Origin of the sequence: Nocardia terpenica (assembly GCF_013186535.1) — a bacterium.
GTDB classification, from domain to species: Bacteria; Actinomycetota; Actinomycetes; order Mycobacteriales; family Mycobacteriaceae; genus Nocardia; species Nocardia terpenica.
This window is the reverse complement of sequence record NZ_JABMCZ010000005.1, coordinates 1,181,092-1,196,135: the sequence shown is the minus strand read 5'-3', so window position 1 is coordinate 1,196,135 and position 15,044 is coordinate 1,181,092. Positions and strand designations below refer to the sequence as shown.

Sequence of the window (15,044 nt, the reverse complement as noted above, 5' to 3'; positions counted from 1 at the left end):
AAGGGAGCCAGGGCCACCGCCGATACCACTGTGCAAAAGCCGAGCCGGATGCTGGGCCTGGTGGCGGTCCAGACGGGCGGCTGGGTGACGTCACGCAGGGGTGCCGAGGGGTGGGTGCTCGAGTACGCGGGGCTTGTACTCGACCAGTTGGATGCGGCCGTCGAAGGTGCGGTGTTCGATCATGTCGAGGGCAACGTCGGGGTAGCCGTCGTAGATGCGTTCTGCGCCGGTGGCGCCGGTGATGACCGGGAATATCACGACGCGGAATCGGTCGACGAGTCCGGCTCGTAGCAGGGACCGGCACAGGCTCAGGCTGCCGATCGTGCTGAGGAGTCCCGAGCCGCTCGACTTCATGGCGCGGACCGTCTCGACGGCGTCGTCGCGGACGAGGGTGGAGTTGGCCCACGTCAGTGGCTCCTCGAGGGAGGAGGAGAACACCACCTTGGATGCTCGCGTGAGCCCGTCGACCGATGCTTCTTCTTCGGGCCGGAACTCGTCTTGGCCATTGGGGACCTCGCCGGCGGCGAAGCCGGACATCAGGCGGTAGGTGTTGGCTCCCATCAGGTGGGTGGCCTCGGGCTGCTCGCCGAGCCATGCGAGGTACTCCGGGCCCTCGAGGCCCCAGAACCCGGGCCACCCCTCTCCCGATGCATAGCCGTCGAGCGAGGTGATGAAGTCGACGAGAAGCTCCGACATGGCGATGTCCTTTCCTGGGGTGTCATGAGCTTTGACCGGTCGGGAACCACAAACTCATCGGCCGCGCTGCGGGGTAACGAGAACCCGATGCTGGGTCGGAGGGCTCGTGGTCGGTGAGTTCGCGGCCGGTGGCCATATCGAGTTCGGCCGATCCTGTGGTGAGGACCGCGGCGAGGGGCTGCAGCAGGGGCAGGGCGCGGATGCTGGTGATCAGTGGTGCGGACCCTACGTGTACCGCGGGATCGGGTTGGTGGACAATGACTTCGCCGTCGCCGTCCCAGGCGCGGTCGATGGTCACCGTGTGCCGGTAGATGGTGGGGTGGGCCATGATGATGCCGTCGTTTCGGGCGTTGGGGATCTGTTTGTAGCCGAGCACGTGGTTGGCCGCGCCTCGTCGGCGTAGCTCGTCGAGCTCGGTGCCGTGCAGTTGCTGACCGGTTCGGAAGCGCAATTCGATCAGGGGCCGTCCGGCCTCCGACAGCGTTGCGCGGTGTTCGCCGTCGGTGTGGGATTGGTGGTGGATGTCGGCTCCCAGTTTTGCGACACCGAAGACTTCCCGGCCGAGGATGACGGCGGTGAAGTCGTTCTCCCACAACGCGAGCCAGTGCACTCCCTCGTAGGCCCGACCGGCGTGGGTGATCCGGCACGGCACACTGACCCCGACGGCATCGTGGCTGGAATTGAGTGCCCAGTCCAGCTGGTCGGAGAACCGATAGCGGAACTGCACCATCGGGGGGTCGGCCGGTTCGAAACCCTCCGGCAGCAGCCCGGCCAGGGCCGCTTTGTCGGTGAGGTAGGTCAGGGTGAAGATCAGCTCGCGCGGAAACCGGGCGACGCCGGGGACCGGACCTGTGGGATTCGGGATCAGGGGGTGGTGGGGTCGAGTTGTCGTGTTCTGCGGCATGCTCCGAACACGTGCGCGGAGTCCCGCCGGTCGCCACCGCAACCGGGCATCGGGAGCCTCGGCGAACCGGTCGTCCGGAGTCGGCCATTGCGCCATGGAAGTATCCCTTCACAAACCACAGTTATCGAACTTGTTGTTCGTTATCGGATAATCTGTCCGCCGGGCGGGGCAGGTCAACGCACAATCGCGGGCCGCTGTCCGGTATCGGACACCGCGCCCGCGATTGTCCGGAAAGGTGAATGTCTGTGGGAGCCAGACCCGATCGCCGGGTACGTCGTACCCGCACCGCGGTCGAGGACGCGCTGATCGCGCTCGTGATCGAGAAGGGGTATCACGCCGTCACCGTCGGCGAGATCATCGAGCGGGCCGACGTCAGCCGCTCGACCTTCTACACCCATTACACCGACAAGCAGGCCGTGCTGCTGGCATGTCTGGACCGGTTACACCGCTTGCTGGGACCGCCTCCGGACACCGGTACCCAACAGCGAGTGTTCGGCGAAGGCTTGTTCGCCCACGTCGATGAGCATCGAGCGCTCTACCGGGCATTCACCGGACGACGCGCCCCGGTGACACAGGTCCAAGCCCGCCTCGAACAACTCCTCACCCGTACCCTGCGGCAACGCCTCACCGGTCTCCTCGCCGCCGACGCCACACCACCGGTACCGCCGGACATCGTCGTCCGCGCGACCGTCGGCGCCTACCTCGCACTACTCACCGCCTGGCTCGACGACGAGCTACCCACCAAGCCCTCCGCCACAGACATGGAGTCGCTGTTCCACACATTCGCCGAACCCGCCATCACCACAGCACTCGGACTACCCCACGGCACGCTCTGACGGTGTCGAGCTTCTGTACGCGCGGATGGCCATCGATGGAGTGCAAGAGCCAACCCGGCCCCGCACACCACCCTCGGGACGATCCACTTCAGGCATCAGCGCACTCGCCCGAACCCGCGGCACTACCTGATGTCGTGAGATCGATTGGTGGCCAACGACTACGGCTCACCCGAACGCCCGGAACGCGGCATTTCCGGACGTGTCGGCGGGTGGCTCGGTCGGTGTCTATCTTGGTGGTGATCATGTTGTAGTTGCAGTGTCGATGAGCTGGCGGCGCTCGGTGAGCCGGTCGACCTGGTCGGCCACGACGTCGGCGGCAGCACGGTCGTCGGTGTGGCCATGGCCAGGCCGGACCTGTTGCGCACCTGGGCCAGTGACTCTTTGGGTGTGTTCGATCCGGACTACGAGTGGCACGGCCTGGCGCGGGAATGGCAGACACCCGGGGTCGGCGAGAAGGCGATCGCGGAGTGGATGGGCGGCTCGGCCGACGATCGTGTCGAGCGCATGGTCGCGGTGGGGCTCAGCAGGCCGGTCGCCGCCCGCCTCGCCGACTCCCAGGGACCGCAGATGGGTCGTGCGATCCTGGCCTTCTACCGCTCCGCCGCCTAGCCGGTGATGGCCGACCTGGGCCGTCACCTGTCCGCCGCAGCCGAACGCCCTGGGCTGGCCATCCTCGGCACCGAAGACCCTTTCGGCGGCTCGGAGGAGATGCGTCGCCGGTCCGCGGCCCGCGCGGGTGCTCGCGTCGCCACCCTGGACGGTCTCGGCCACTACTGGATGGTGCAGGACCCGGTCCGCAGCGCACGAGTACTCACCTCGTTCTGGGCCGAACACGACTGACCCATTCGCCGGTTCCGGCCCGGTCGAACGCTCGGGTCGCGGCAATGTCGTGCGTGGGCCTCGAGGCCCTGCGGTACCTCAGTCGAACACCACGCCGCGCAGCCGAGCCGTGTACTGGGCAGCTCGCTGCATCGCATCGCTGGCCGCATCCAACTCGATCAGCACTTCCTCCAACACTTCCCGAGCCCCAGCGACGCAGTAGCCCGGGGTGGTAAGAGCACCGGCACCAACGGTATCGATGATCAGCCCTGACTCGGGGAGCGCCGCATATCCGTCGGATAATTCAGCGACTGCGCGGCGCAGCTCACTCAACTGCGCCAGCAACTGCCCGCGCTTACCTTCGAGCTCGATCGGATCCTCCGGCACGGACTCCAGTCTGCATCATTGTGTGGACGCGGGCGTTCTGGAATCGAGATCGCCATGATCATGCGGATCGGACACTCGATCGTGCGGTGCTGGTTCAGGATTCCGGGCCCGGCCACCTCGATCTCGACATCGATTCCGGACCGGATCACATTCGGCTCTAGATTGCGATCGAGGATTTCCTGCGCGGTGAGCAACAGCTGATGCGAACTGCGTTTGATGGTCTCCTGCCACGTTGCCAGGTCCTCCCGCATCGCGCGTAGGTCCGGCAGATCGGCTGGGTGAAACATCGACTCCCGAGGAGTCGATTCGACCAGCGTGGAGTCCAATCACGCACCTGGCTACGTTATGCACTCCGATCACGCACCTGCCGTAGCTTTGCTCGTCGGAATTCTCGTGCTCACCACCCTCGTGGTGGTGACACTTCGGTGGCGCGGCAAGTCCTGGCTTGTGGTGGTGCTCGGTGGTGTGGCCGCGGTGGTCATCGGCTATGTCGTGGGCCTGGAGGCGATCTTTCTGATGTGGTGAATTCCGTTGCCGCGGAGTCGATCACCGTGTTCGCGCCCCTTCCCGAATCTCGAGCTTCTGCTACGTCGGTCGGGCGAAGACCGGGTGCGGACGGTGGTGTGTGATCGCGGGTATGGCGATTGTGTTGGGGACGCCGGGAGCCGACGGTTGAGCGAGGCTGTCGGGGTCGCGACCGCGCGGCACCCGCATACCAGCCTCGCCTCGGATTCGGTCATCTATTCGAAGGTGCATGACGAACTGTGACGCCAGCGCGGCGTTCGCGCTGGATCATTCGTGATGGCGACTTCGGTACCACCGGAACCTCTTTCGATGCCGACGAAGCGAGAAGAGTCGCCCTTGCCAATCGGAACGCCGCTCCGTATATTCGGAGCAGCGCTCCGATTAGGAGCTTGTCGAAAGGAAAACCCATGCCTGCACCCACCCCGAGCGCCGTTCCGGCCCTGACCACTCCGATCGTCAGCGTCAAGCCGATCGTCCTGGCCGCACCGCGGCGCGGCGATGACCTGCAGGTACGGCTGTCGGCGCCCGTCGTCGGCACCGGCTTGCCGGTCGTCGTTTTCGCGCACGGTTTCGGTCAGTCGATGTCGTCCTATGACCCGCTGGTCGATTTCTGGGCCGGCAGTGGCTTTGTCGTCATCCAGCCCACGTTCCTCGACTCGCAGACCCTCGGCATCACCCCCGCCGACCCGCGATATCCGGATATCTGGCGCTACCGAGTCCAGGATGTCGAGCGCGTCCTGGACGAACTCGCCCTCATCGTCGCCGCGATCCCCGGTCTCGGTGACCGCATCGACCGCGACCGCATCGCCGTCGCGGGACACTCCTGGGGAGCGCAGACCGTCGGCATGCTTCTCGGTGCACGCGTCATCGGCGCCGACGGGCAGCCCGGGCCCGACAAGACCGATCCTCGCGTCAAAGCCGGTGTGCTGCTTGCCGCGACAGGCATCGGTGGCGACGACCTGACCCCGTTCGCCACCGAGAACTTCCCCTTCATGAGCCCGCACTTCGACGGCCTGACCACACCGACGCTGGTGATCGCGGGCGACCGCGACCAGTCCGCGCTCTCGACTCGCGGCCCCGACTGGTTCACCGACGTCTACACCTACAGCCCTGGTGCCCAGAGCTTGCTCACCGTGTTCGGCGCCGAGCACTCGCTCGGCGGAATCCACGCCTACCGGGCCACGGACACCACCGATGAAAGCCCCGAGCGCGTCGCTGTGATCCGCGAGGCTTCTTGGGCCTATCTCCGCACTGCCCTCGGGATCGACGACACGGCATGGAAGCAACTGCAATCCGAACTCGCACAGACCGCTAACCCTGCCGGGCGCATCGACAACAAGTAAGACGCAAGCAGCGCTGGAGCGACGCGCCGGCAACTCTCGGATGCAAGCGGTGCGGTCGCGGATCCCGAACGTGCGCTCGTGCTGAGCTATCTGCGCCCTTATGTTTGCGCGGAGGCGCGCGGTGGCATCGCTGCTCTTCTTCCCGGTGGAGATCAGGGTCCAGGAGACGGTGAGTCTGTCTCGCTTGCCGCCTGCCGCGCCTGTTGCGCGAGTGCGGTGAGAGTGTTCAAGTGTTCGTGATACGCCGTGCGGCCACTGTCGGTCAATGCGAGCCATGTCCTCGGCTTGCGCCCGACATACCCCTTCGTGATCGTGATGTATCCGGCCGCCTCGAGTACGGTCATCGCCTTCGACAATGTGGACTTGTTCATCTCACACAGGTCGGTGATCATGCCGAACTCCGCCTCGCGGCATCCGTCCAGAAACGCAACCACTTTCAGACGCGGTAGCGCAGCCAGCATCTCGCTCAGTTCCGCCACTACGCCGCCCGTGGCTGTGTCAGCTGAAACCACATCCACGCGCCCATGATCACGGCCGACGCCGTGTTCATCCATCCGGGCATGGCACCGACAACGTGACGCCGACAAACGGCGGCAGCCAACCCAAAGCCACTCGCTTCCATCGCTGCACTCGGCCAGAGACCGGGTAACGACACCACCGTTCCTCCATTCTCGAAGCACCCACGTCATGAAGGCGCCGAATGCGAGTGTCACCACGATTCCGGCAACTCCACGAATGGTGATCGTGCGATCGATAGGCATATCGATCGCGTCGCCGATGAGGAAGAAGAAGCCGAAACACAGCAGTGCTCCTACCGATGGCACCCAGCGGGGCCGAGCGGGCGCACTGCGGGCTCGGCGGGTGGTGGCCGAGGCGATGTCGAGTGTGAACTGAACAGGGGGTGCCAGCCAGTGTCTCGAAAGTGTTCTGGCTCAGTGAATCTGGCTAATCGTGGATGGGTGAGGTTCAGCTGCCGGGGGATGCCGTCCCCGCTGGAATGGGTGCTCGGACCGACTTGTGGTTTTCCGCAGTTTGTTTCGGTGGTCGACCGCATGGTCCGCGGCGGCGCCGATTCCTAGCGTTGCTGCTATGAATGCAGCGAGCAGCGCAGCGGAGCCGGTCGGCGGGATCGCCGGATGGGCGGTTCACGTCATGGAGTCCTTGGGCGCGGCTGGTGCCGGTCTGGCCAATGCTGTGGACACAGTCCTTCCGTTCGTCCCGAGCGAGGTCATCCTCCCGGTCGCGGGGTTCACCGCCGGACAGGGCCGGATGAGCGTGGTGGCCGTGATCGTGTGGACCACGATCGGGTCTGTCGTCGGCTCTCTGGTGGTGTATTTCGTCGGCGCGGCGCTCGGTCGCGACCGCACCCGGCGGATCGCGGCGAGAATCCCGCTCGTCAAGGCGCACGAGATCGACAGGGCCGAGGCGTGGTTCGCGCGGCACGGTGCCAAGACGGTGTTCTTCGCCCGGATGGTGCCGGTGTTCCGGAGCCTGATCTCGGTTCCGGCGGGCATCGAACGGATGTCGCCGGTGGTGTTCGTGGGCCTGACCGCCCTGGGCAGCCTCATCTGGAACTCCGTGTTCGTGCTGGCGGGGTTCTGGCTGGGCGACAATTGGCGACTGGTGGAGCAGTACGGGGGGATGGTGTCGAAGGGGGTCGTTGCGGTGGTCGTGCTGCTGGTCGGCTACTTCGTCGTCTCCCGGCTGACACGTTCCAAGGCCCGCCACCGGTCATGATCGGTTTAGGCTCGCTGGTCGTGAGCAGAGTGACGGTGCGCGGTGTGGTGGCGACCGGTGTCCGGTCGGTGGCCGGGCTCGCGCTGGGCACGGTGTCTGCCGTGGTCGGGCTGGTCTTGCTGCTGTTGGCCGCGCCGGTGCTGGCCGTCGGCCCCATTTCCCGGCCGCTGTCCGCCGCTGCCCTGCGGCTGGCGCATCTGGAACGCCAGCGGGTGGCTGTGCTGCTGGGCGGGGACGGCGCGGGAGAGTTCAGCGCGGGCCGCGCCGTCCGTTATCTCGCAAGTCGTTGGCCCGTCGGGCTGCTCGGCGGCGGCGCCCTCACCATTCTGGGCTTCGGCGTCGCGACCACCGCCGAGGCGCTGACAGGGTGGTTGCGGGGAGAGCAGCCGGACGGGATCACCCCGACTTGGCCGATCGTCGCCTACCTGTGCACCGTGGGGGTGCTCGCGCTGTTCCTCGATCTGGCCGGGCTCGCCGCCGTCGCTGCCCTGGAGCGTCGTCTCGTCCGCCGGTTCCTCGGTCCGAGCGAGCGTGAAGTGATGCGGCGTCGGATCGACCAGCTGTCGGCGAGCCGCGCCGGGATCGTGGAGGCCGTGGACGCCGAACGCCGCCGTATCGAACGGGACCTGCACGATGGTCTCCAGCAGCGGCTGGTCGCCATGGCGATGCTGCTCGGCCGGGCCCGGCGCAGCAACTCGGAGGAGCTGTACGCGCAGGCTCACGAGGAATCGCAGCGCGCGCTGGACGAACTGCGCCAGGTCGCGTGGCGGGTCTACCCCGCCAATCTGGACGAGTTGGGACTGGAGGAGGCGCTGGCGACCGTGGCGGAGCGTTCGACCGTACCGGTACGGATCCGATGCGACCTCGCCGAGCGCCCGGCACCCCGGATCGAGACGGCCGCCTACTTCACCGTTCGCGAGGCCGTCACCAACGCCGCCAAACACGCCGGAGCCTCCCGTATCGACGTCGATATCGCGGTCGTGCCCGACGAAACCGTCCCCGTGCTGAGCGTCCGTATCGCCGACAACGGGGCGGGCGGCGCCGACCCGAGCGGCAGCGGCCTGGCCGGTCTGGCTCGCCGGATCGCCGCGTTCGACGGCCGTTTCACCGTGCTCAGCCCGCGCGGCGGCCCGACCCTCGTCGAGGCGGAGCTGCCATGCGCGTGATCCTCGCCGAGGACTCCACCCTGCTGCGCGAGGGGCTGGTCCGGCTGCTGGCGGAGGAGGGCCACGAGGTCACCGCGGCCACCGAGGACGCGGACACGCTGCTGGCGGCGGTGGCCGCCGCGCCGCCGGACGTCGTCGTGGTCGACGTGCGGATGCCGCCGACCCACACCGACGAGGGGCTGCGCGCCGCGCTGACGATCCGGCGCGACCATCCGGGGGTGGGAGTGCTGATGCTGTCGCAGTACGTCGAGAAGCGCTACGCCATGAAACTGCTGTCCTCGGACACGCAGGGTGTCGGCTACCTGCTCAAGGACCGGGTCGCCCGGGTGGAGGAGTTCCTGGACGCGTTGGAGCGCGTCCGGTCGGGCGGCGCGGCATTCGACCCGGAGGTGGTGCGTCAACTACTCGCCCGCACCAGCCACGTCGACGCGCTGGAGCGGCTCACCGAACGGGAACGCACCGTGCTCGCGCACATGGCGCAGGGCCACACCAACGCCTCGATCGCCGAGCAGCTGTACGTGTCGCAAAGCGCCGTCGAGAAGCACTGCAATGCGATCTTCGACAAGCTGGAGCTACCACAGACCGGCGGCTACAGCCGCCGCGTCCTCGCGGTGCTGCACTATCTGAAATCCTGACCCACAGAAGATCAGGCCCGGCTCAATGAGCATGGCGAACCTCCGGTCGAACGAGCCTGCCGTCAGATCCGCCAGATCAATCGAGTCTCGACTGAAAGCAGATGAGGGCGGCGGCGTATGCCCATCCCCATCCGTGTCGTAGCCATTGGTTGATGGCGGCGATACCGACGGTGGCCGGGTAGCGGACGGCGAGTTTGTCGAATCTGATTGCCACGGCACGGTTTTCCTTCAGCTGGCCGATACCGCACTCGACGGCGTGACGCTCTTGTATCGTTCGGCGTCGAAACCGGGTGGGCGCCCGCCGCCCGAGCCCTTCTTCTCGGGGGCGGCGCAGCCACGGGCGGCCCGGTTGATGGCAAAGCCCCAGCCGGCTCGGCGGGCGGTAAATTCCCAGCCCACCGCCAGGTAGATGATATGGGTTCGCCACGAGCACGATTCGCCGTCAGGCTGGTGGAACTCTTCAACGCCGCGGGCAATCCGACGCTGCAGCGGGTTGAAGCCGCAGCAGTGGCGCGGCTGCGCGCCGCCCAGCCGACCGCTCGCACCAGCTCCTCGGTGCAGCGCATCAGCGATTGGCGTTCCGGACGCAATGTTCCGGCCCGATTCGAGCCCCTCGCGCCGGTGCTCGCGACCTTGATCGACATGGCCAAGGCGAAAGAGGAGAAGTCCGCCCCGGTACCCCCGTACCTGCTCGACCTCTCGGCCTGGCGACGCCTGTGGAAAGAAGCGGCGGCGGCGTTCCCACCCGACCAACCGAAGCGTCTTCCCCACGTGCACGCGTGGTGCCGAAAACTGGAGTGGATCGTGCAAATCTGAGCTGTACAGTCTGCCACTGTGATTGAGCACGAGTGCCGCAGGCTGCTGATCGTGACCGGCCAGGAAGGCGCCGGAAAAACCACGGTCGTCCGCGCACTGCGAGAACATCTGTCGTGTGGCGCGGTGCTCGACGCCGAAGACATCGGCCAGGTGACCCCGTGGACCATGGACGACGCCTTCAGGGAAATGTTTCACCGCAACGTGGCTGCCGTGGTAACGAACTTCTGGGCGGCTGGCTATCCGAATGTCGTCGCGGGGAGTTTCGTCAGTGGCTACGACGACTTTCTCGCCTTCCGGCGACTGCTCTCCGAGGCGGTGACCTTCGGCGTGGTCCAGTTGTTGGCAAGCAAACCCACCCGCGACCGACGTCGCATCGCACGTATGAAACCGTCTTCGGCCGAATGGCGTGACCACGTCGACCGGGTCGATCCCGAGGATGTGACGTTGCGCCGCCACGGCGATGAGTACCGCTTCCTCGCAGTGATGACCGACGGGCAGCCACTGTCCGAGACGCTGGGGACCATCACCGCAGCGTTTCCCGAGGTGTTCACCCATTGACGGACCGGTGTAGGCCGTCGACCATCTCTGCCTCTGTCGTTTCGCAGAGAGAGGTGGCGAACGAGGAAGGGCCCAGTAGTCCGGTGAGCCACAGTTCAAGGTCGGGCCTGCCGCCCGCAATCGGGGAACAGGCGTCTAACAGGTGCCGCTCATGTGAGAAAGGATTCCACGGTGGCGGCGAGGGCGACCGGGTTTCGTGCATGGGGTAATGACCGGCATCGGCCAGTACCTGTAGTTGGAAGTTTGGGTAGATGTCGGGCCAGATGCTGCGGATCTGGTGTTCGGAGGTCGCTTGATCATGCTTGCCCGCAATGACTTTCACGGGAGTCGGAATGCCAGCGACGTCGGCGGTGAGGTCGTCGTGAACGAACGAGTCGGCGTAGGCGGCGAATGCGGCTGGTGTCGATCCGCGACATGATGCCCGCACCATGTAGTTCAGCCATCCGGCACCGGCCCGGCGGCCGGTGGAATAGTCCACCAGCTCCCGGCGGGCGCGCGGTGAATGTACCGCGTTCTCGAACAGTGTTCGCTGGCTGGCGTCGAGCTGGACGGGTCCGGGTGGGGTGGGGGCGAGGGCGGCGAGTCGGCGAACTCGGTGCGGAGCGTCGGCCATGGCCTGCTGGGCGGCTTTCGCGCCCATCGAGTGCCCGAGGAGGCAGAATTCGTCCCAGCCGAGCTGGTCGGCCAACGCGATGATGTCGCGGGCCCATTCGCGCATGGAGTACTCGCCGGCTACCGAACGCCGCGCGCCGTATCCACGAGCGTCCAGCAGCGCATAGGTGAATTGTTCGCCGTCGAGATAGTCGCGGAAGCATCCCCAGGCCCCGCTGGGGACCAGCCAATCGTGTGCCGCGATCACCCGGACAGCGCCGGTTCCGACGAGCCGCGCGGGGATCATCGGACCAACGCTGCGCGGACGCCGTCCATCCAGCGGTAGGTGAGCAGGATGTTGAGCCGGTGCAGCGACGCCGCCAATGCGCGGAACGGCTCGGTGGCGGGCAGTTCGATGTCCCAGGTGGGCAACTCGTCGTAGAGCTCCTCGACCGGAACACCCGCCTCATGGGCGCGGCCAACCGCGGCCGCGAGGTGTTCGCAGTAGGAGATCAGTCCGGATATGCCGGGTTCGGCGGCGCCGAGGAAACCGTGCCCCGGCACCAGCGTGTCCAGCGGAAGGATGGCCTGCATGGTGCGCAATGTCCGGGCATAGCCGAGCGGATCGCCGATCAGCATCATCGGCACGACTCCGGCGGGCATGGCGAAGTTGCCGGTCCAGGCCACCCTGGCATCGGGGACGTGGACGATGGTGTCGCCGGACCCGTTGCCCGGCCCCAGATGCCACAGGTGCACGACCCGGCCGCCGAGATCGATCTCGCAGAACCGATCGAACACCACGTCCGGACGCCGCCAGGTGTGCACGGTATCGAGTCCGTTGTCGCCGTACATGCTCTCGGTCCGGATTCGTTTCTCCGCCGAGAGATCGGTCATCGCGGCCTTGTTCAGCCGCGAGGAGAAGATCGTCACCGCATCGGGGAACGCGGCGTTGCCGAAGGTGTGATCGCCGTGGAATGTGGTGTTGGCGAGGTATCTGATCGGTGTGCCGGTCAGCTCGGCGGCCACGTCCTGGATGTGGCGGCCGATCCCGGGAGTGATCCCGGAGTCCACGACCAGCGCCGCGCGCTCACCCACGATCAGTCCGTTGTTGTCCTTGGGGAATTGGTTGGCCATCAGCGCCCAGGCGCCCTCGCCGACTTCCTGTGGCTGCAGGCGCAGGCCCTCGGGACTGAGATTCGGTGCGACGAATCCGGTTGGCCTTTCGTCGAATTCGGTGACGACGGGCAGGTGGCAGTACATCAGTTGGTCCTCTCGGGGATGGTGACACACGTCAGGAAGAACGACACGTGGTCGGCGACCAGCACGCGGGCCGCCGCCAGGTCGGACTCGCCGGTGTAGGCACGCAAATGCAGCAGGCGCGGAATCTGCAACGGCGCGAACAGTTCCCACACCAGCTGCCGGGCCGGGATGTCGGCGCGGACGAGACCGTCGCGCTGCCACCGCAGAAACGGTTCTCCGAGCCGATCTCTGGCCGCTTCGATCGCGAGCGCCAAGCCGCCGGGCCCGCCGTCGCCGGTGCCGTCGCGCAGCAGCACGCTCAGGAAGCGCCGCGCCCTCGGCTCGGACCAGCCATCCATCACCCGTGCGACCAACTCCGGCACCGCTTGTCGCGGACCTGCCGCACACAGCGACGCCACATCGATCCCCAGCGCTTCGAACGACGCCGGTCCCGCTTCATCGAACAGGGCGTCGTAGATCGCCTGCTTGCTCGCGAAATGCCCATAGATCGCGCTGTCACGCACTCCGATATCGGCGGCGATCTGCCGCACCGTGGTCGCCGCAAACCCTTGGCGCGCAAAGCGTTCCAAAGCCGCACCCAACAGCAGATCCCGGGTGGCGACACCGTCACTCTTGGGCGGGCGGCCACGCCGCCTGGGTTGCGACGGCTCGCTGGACTCGATCATGACATGAATTTAATGAGCGCTCACTAAATTTGTCAACAGATCACTACGGAGTCGTTCCCTATGTGGGTGCGTTGGAAATGCCGAGATCGGCTGTCCGCGTTGATCTTCGGACCGCACGGCGTGCGGCATGCGTCAAGATTTTTCGGTGAAGTTAGGACGGTTCTGTCCCATCTCCTCGGCGTACTCGGATCATGAGCGAGATCGAATCGACTGTGGGACGGTCGGATCAGGCCGACTTCACCGACCACAACGATCCGAACGCGCGCAGCGACGTTTCCATGCACTGCCTCTATCCGAGATGTTCTCGGCGCGTTGGTTTTTCGGGAATCCCGCATGGTTGCTTCGGACCGCGCGTTCGGCTGATTTCAGGATGTTCCTGTGGTGCTTGGTAAGTCGTAGGCTGGCTCGGTGCGTGCTGTGTGGTTGGACAAGGTCGGTGGGCCTTGGCGGGTTACCGAGGTGCCCGACCCGTCGGTGGTCCCGGGCGGTGTTCTGGTGGACGTGCTGGCGGTCCGGGTACCGTCGTACACCCGCCAGGTATTGAACGGGGACCTGGGCTATGACCTGCCGGTCCCGCTCGTTCCTGGCCCGACCTGCATCGGACGGGTCGTGGCGGTGGCCGAGGATGTGTTCGGGATCGAGGTCGGCGGGGTGGTGTTGTGCAACTCGCTGTATTCCTCGGCGGAGGTGCTCGGCTCCCCGGATGAGATCCTCATCGGCTGGACCGGTACCGGCACCGCCGTTCGGTGTTTCGAGCAGGACTGAGGCGATCTGCGGATGAGTCATTGGCAACACTCCTAACGTCGCGGTCGTATCTATCTCTTACGCAAATAATGGGCAAACCAACCTTCTTCAACGGCGTCGATACGACGTGGCAAGCCCCGGAGGGGCGCGGCAGTGATTTGGCGAATTGGAACAGTGGCCGCTCGATCGTCCGGGTCCGACGTCCACCTATGATGCCGGACCCGGACAGTTCATCTATTCGTCGAGGTATTCAACAGTGATCGAATTGGGGAGCCGCTTTGTAATCCAAAAGCTGTGAGCATTAGCATGTCCAGCAGCGGCCGCTATCCGGCGGGCTTCGCTGATAACTATGTCATCTGCGGTTGAACGGTCGCAGAGCACCGTGACTGACTGCCACAGGGGCATGGTGGATATCTCCTTGTTCGCGGCACAGTATGTGCCAACTCAGATCATCTCGCACCTGTCAACTTTGCAGACCATCAGGTCTGTTTCGGAAATTCTGGACGGCCCCGACAGGACTGTCGGCATGAGCAAAATACACCGTAGGGCACCACTTGTGCGGTGGGCGGATCAGTAGTCGGTGCTTTTGCCCTGTAGTGGTTCGGTTCCCCATCCTGGTTCTGCGCCGGGGTGCCCGCCCGGGAGCGGAGCGGAGGGCGGGCGCACCGGGCGGCGCGCGCATGCGCGCCGCTCTTGGTTCTGTAGAGGGAAATTCGGCAAGTTCTCTGTTGGGTTACGGTCTTTTCTCTTTCTTTTCTTCCTTCCGGGGTCCCAACTCCTATCTGCTACATGAAGTGATCAAGGTTGCGGCACAACCTATTTCGCGAATCTGCACGGAACACCGAACATCACGCGACACGCCTCGGAAGGCACCCCGCGAAGGGTTCCAGGGCTAGGCATCCGAATCCGCCACGAGACAGGACGACGACAGGCGAGCCCAGCGTCCAAGAGGCTGAGCAGGCGGACGCAAATACGGGTTCCTACCTTCGGCGGATGCCCTGGTCAGGGGCGACATGCTAGTGTCCGCAGGAGGCTTTGCGGGTTGGAACTCGGTTCTTCAGGGGGATCGTTGGGCTACATGCTTCAGGTCGACCAGGACACGCTGCATCAGCTCGGCGGCGCACTGGCCGGACACGCCGACGCTATCGGCCAAATCACGATCTCGGCCGCAGTCACGATGCCCGATTCGCCGGTGCAGGCATTGTCGACGCAGGCCAGGGATGCCGTGATCAAGGCATATGGTGTCATCGGCGGTAACGTTCGGCAGATGTCGGAGGCGTCGCAGTCGGCGGCCAAGACTTACGAAGAAGTCGATCAGTTGTTCGCTGGTCAGCTACGTCGCTATAGCAGCGGTGGGTAGCC

20 protein-coding genes are annotated in these 15,044 nt (G+C 65.7%); 12 read left to right on the top strand and 8 right to left on the bottom strand.

Annotated elements, in window-relative coordinates; translation table 11 throughout:
• Positions 1-90: 90 nt before the first annotated feature.
• Complete coding sequence (locus HPY32_RS41285) at positions 91-696, bottom strand: dihydrofolate reductase family protein (protein ID WP_067586938.1); 606 nt, start codon at positions 694-696, stop codon at positions 91-93.
• A gap of 22 nt (positions 697-718) precedes the next feature.
• The gene (locus HPY32_RS41280; protein ID WP_067586940.1) at positions 719-1,696 is read right to left on the bottom strand and encodes an acetoacetate decarboxylase family protein; all 978 of its coding nucleotides are present in this window, start codon (positions 1,694-1,696) and stop codon (positions 719-721) included.
• Positions 1,697-1,845: 149 nt separating this feature from the next.
• Between HPY32_RS41280 and HPY32_RS41275 the strand changes: the two genes are divergently transcribed.
• The 3 genes from HPY32_RS41275 to HPY32_RS41265 all read left to right on the top strand — a co-directional run bounded on the left by HPY32_RS41275 (position 1,846) and on the right by HPY32_RS41265 (position 3,276).
• The gene (locus HPY32_RS41275) at positions 1,846-2,436 is read left to right on the top strand and encodes a TetR/AcrR family transcriptional regulator (protein ID WP_171983290.1); all 591 of its coding nucleotides are present in this window, start codon (positions 1,846-1,848) and stop codon (positions 2,434-2,436) included.
• A 339-nt stretch (positions 2,437-2,775) separates the two neighbouring features.
• Positions 2,776-3,045, top strand: coding sequence for a hypothetical protein (locus tag HPY32_RS41270; RefSeq protein ID WP_171983289.1), 270 nt, complete (start codon positions 2,776-2,778; stop codon positions 3,043-3,045).
• Positions 3,046-3,051: 6 nt separating this feature from the next.
• Positions 3,052-3,276, top strand: coding sequence for a hypothetical protein (locus tag HPY32_RS41265; RefSeq protein ID WP_067586955.1), 225 nt, complete (start codon positions 3,052-3,054; stop codon positions 3,274-3,276).
• Between the two features lie 78 nt (positions 3,277-3,354).
• Here HPY32_RS41265 and HPY32_RS41260 read toward each other — a convergent pair whose 3' ends face one another.
• The gene (locus HPY32_RS41260; protein WP_067586960.1) at positions 3,355-3,642 is read right to left on the bottom strand and encodes a hypothetical protein; all 288 of its coding nucleotides are present in this window, start codon (positions 3,640-3,642) and stop codon (positions 3,355-3,357) included.
• Between the two features lie 393 nt (positions 3,643-4,035).
• On the opposite strand from HPY32_RS41260, the gene HPY32_RS45980 reads away from it, so the two are divergent.
• Together HPY32_RS45980 and HPY32_RS41255 are read left to right on the top strand one after the other, a co-directional pair.
• Positions 4,036-4,167: a hypothetical protein gene (locus tag HPY32_RS45980; RefSeq protein WP_267466726.1), complete on the top strand. Its 132-nt coding sequence runs from the start codon at positions 4,036-4,038 to the stop codon at positions 4,165-4,167.
• Positions 4,168-4,574: 407 nt separating this feature from the next.
• Complete coding sequence (locus HPY32_RS41255; RefSeq protein ID WP_067586962.1) at positions 4,575-5,510, top strand: alpha/beta hydrolase family protein; 936 nt, start codon at positions 4,575-4,577, stop codon at positions 5,508-5,510.
• A 152-nt stretch (positions 5,511-5,662) separates the two neighbouring features.
• On the opposite strand, the gene HPY32_RS46400 is transcribed toward HPY32_RS41255, so the two are convergent.
• Complete coding sequence (locus HPY32_RS46400; protein ID WP_216676726.1) at positions 5,663-6,334, bottom strand: transcriptional regulator; 672 nt, start codon at positions 6,332-6,334, stop codon at positions 5,663-5,665.
• 265 nt (positions 6,335-6,599) lie between these two features.
• Between HPY32_RS46400 and HPY32_RS41245 the strand changes: the two genes are divergently transcribed.
• Genes HPY32_RS41245 through HPY32_RS41235 form a run of 3 tightly spaced genes read left to right on the top strand, consistent with a single transcriptional unit; the run spans position 6,600 to position 9,048 of the window.
• Entirely contained in the window at positions 6,600-7,247 is a 648-nt protein-coding gene (locus tag HPY32_RS41245) for a DedA family protein (protein ID WP_067586967.1), read from the top strand.
• Between the two features lie 20 nt (positions 7,248-7,267).
• Complete coding sequence (locus HPY32_RS46395; protein ID WP_067595622.1) at positions 7,268-8,413, top strand: sensor histidine kinase; 1,146 nt, start codon at positions 7,268-7,270, stop codon at positions 8,411-8,413.
• The gene (locus tag HPY32_RS41235) at positions 8,404-9,048 is read left to right on the top strand and encodes a response regulator transcription factor (RefSeq protein WP_067586974.1); all 645 of its coding nucleotides are present in this window, start codon (positions 8,404-8,406) and stop codon (positions 9,046-9,048) included. The genes HPY32_RS46395 and HPY32_RS41235 overlap by 10 nt, the downstream gene beginning before the upstream one ends.
• Before the next feature lie 76 nt (positions 9,049-9,124).
• Here HPY32_RS41235 and HPY32_RS45405 read toward each other — a convergent pair whose 3' ends face one another.
• The gene (locus HPY32_RS45405) at positions 9,125-9,262 is read right to left on the bottom strand and encodes a hypothetical protein (protein ID WP_231951605.1); all 138 of its coding nucleotides are present in this window, start codon (positions 9,260-9,262) and stop codon (positions 9,125-9,127) included.
• Positions 9,263-9,462: 200 nt separating this feature from the next.
• Here HPY32_RS45405 and HPY32_RS41225 point away from each other — a divergent pair, with 200 nt between their 5' ends.
• Together HPY32_RS41225 and HPY32_RS41220 are read left to right on the top strand one after the other, a co-directional pair.
• Positions 9,463-9,864, top strand: a complete 402-nt coding sequence (locus HPY32_RS41225) for a hypothetical protein (protein WP_216676724.1) — start codon at positions 9,463-9,465, stop codon at positions 9,862-9,864.
• An 18-nt stretch (positions 9,865-9,882) separates the two neighbouring features.
• Entirely contained in the window at positions 9,883-10,422 is a 540-nt protein-coding gene (locus tag HPY32_RS41220) for a DEAD/DEAH box helicase family protein (RefSeq protein ID WP_067586979.1), read from the top strand.
• Here HPY32_RS41220 and HPY32_RS41215 read toward each other — a convergent pair.
• From HPY32_RS41215 to HPY32_RS41205, 3 genes are read right to left on the bottom strand one after another with little or no spacing between them, the layout of a single operon-like run.
• Complete coding sequence (locus tag HPY32_RS41215; RefSeq protein WP_082871279.1) at positions 10,412-11,320, bottom strand: alpha/beta fold hydrolase; 909 nt, start codon at positions 11,318-11,320, stop codon at positions 10,412-10,414. The two genes, HPY32_RS41220 and HPY32_RS41215, sit on opposite strands and share 11 nt — an antisense overlap.
• Positions 11,317-12,273, bottom strand: coding sequence for an MBL fold metallo-hydrolase (locus HPY32_RS41210; RefSeq protein ID WP_067586981.1), 957 nt, complete (start codon positions 12,271-12,273; stop codon positions 11,317-11,319). The genes HPY32_RS41215 and HPY32_RS41210 overlap by 4 nt, the downstream gene beginning before the upstream one ends.
• Complete coding sequence (locus HPY32_RS41205) at positions 12,273-12,938, bottom strand: TetR/AcrR family transcriptional regulator (RefSeq protein ID WP_067586983.1); 666 nt, start codon at positions 12,936-12,938, stop codon at positions 12,273-12,275. The genes HPY32_RS41210 and HPY32_RS41205 overlap by 1 nt, the downstream gene beginning before the upstream one ends.
• Positions 12,939-13,346: 408 nt before the next feature.
• Between HPY32_RS41205 and HPY32_RS41200 the strand changes: the two genes are divergently transcribed.
• Together HPY32_RS41200 and HPY32_RS41195 are read left to right on the top strand one after the other, a co-directional pair.
• The gene (locus tag HPY32_RS41200) at positions 13,347-13,703 is read left to right on the top strand and encodes an alcohol dehydrogenase catalytic domain-containing protein (RefSeq protein ID WP_156674398.1); all 357 of its coding nucleotides are present in this window, start codon (positions 13,347-13,349) and stop codon (positions 13,701-13,703) included.
• Between the two features lie 1,057 nt (positions 13,704-14,760).
• On the top strand, positions 14,761-15,042 hold the full coding sequence (locus HPY32_RS41195) for a hypothetical protein (RefSeq protein WP_082871280.1): 282 nt from the start codon (positions 14,761-14,763) through the stop codon (positions 15,040-15,042).
• Positions 15,043-15,044: the final 2 nt, after the last annotated feature.

What these genes read in the sequence shown, in the direction of transcription:
- HPY32_RS41285 (WP_067586938.1), bottom strand. Translation starts at nt 696, where the DNA reads ATGTCGGAGCTTCTCGTCGACTTCATCACCTCGCTCGACGGCTATGCA.
- HPY32_RS41225 (WP_216676724.1), top strand. Translation starts at nt 9,463, where the DNA reads ATGGGTTCGCCACGAGCACGATTCGCCGTCAGGCTGGTGGAACTCTTC.
- HPY32_RS41210 (WP_067586981.1), bottom strand. Translation starts at nt 12,273, where the DNA reads ATGTACTGCCACCTGCCCGTCGTCACCGAATTCGACGAAAGGCCAACC.
- HPY32_RS41280 (WP_067586940.1), bottom strand. Translation starts at nt 1,696, where the DNA reads ATGGCGCAATGGCCGACTCCGGACGACCGGTTCGCCGAGGCTCCCGAT.
- HPY32_RS41235 (WP_067586974.1), top strand. Translation starts at nt 8,404, where the DNA reads ATGCGCGTGATCCTCGCCGAGGACTCCACCCTGCTGCGCGAGGGGCTG.
- HPY32_RS41245 (WP_067586967.1), top strand. Translation starts at nt 6,600, where the DNA reads ATGAATGCAGCGAGCAGCGCAGCGGAGCCGGTCGGCGGGATCGCCGGA.
- HPY32_RS41215 (WP_082871279.1), bottom strand. Translation starts at nt 11,320, where the DNA reads ATGATCCCCGCGCGGCTCGTCGGAACCGGCGCTGTCCGGGTGATCGCG.
- HPY32_RS41205 (WP_067586983.1), bottom strand. Translation starts at nt 12,938, where the DNA reads ATGATCGAGTCCAGCGAGCCGTCGCAACCCAGGCGGCGTGGCCGCCCG.
- HPY32_RS41255 (WP_067586962.1), top strand. Translation starts at nt 4,575, where the DNA reads ATGCCTGCACCCACCCCGAGCGCCGTTCCGGCCCTGACCACTCCGATC.
- HPY32_RS41270 (WP_171983289.1), top strand. Translation starts at nt 2,776, where the DNA reads ATGGCCAGGCCGGACCTGTTGCGCACCTGGGCCAGTGACTCTTTGGGT.
- HPY32_RS41195 (WP_082871280.1), top strand. Translation starts at nt 14,761, where the DNA reads ATGCTTCAGGTCGACCAGGACACGCTGCATCAGCTCGGCGGCGCACTG.
- HPY32_RS41265 (WP_067586955.1), top strand. Translation starts at nt 3,052, where the DNA reads ATGGCCGACCTGGGCCGTCACCTGTCCGCCGCAGCCGAACGCCCTGGG.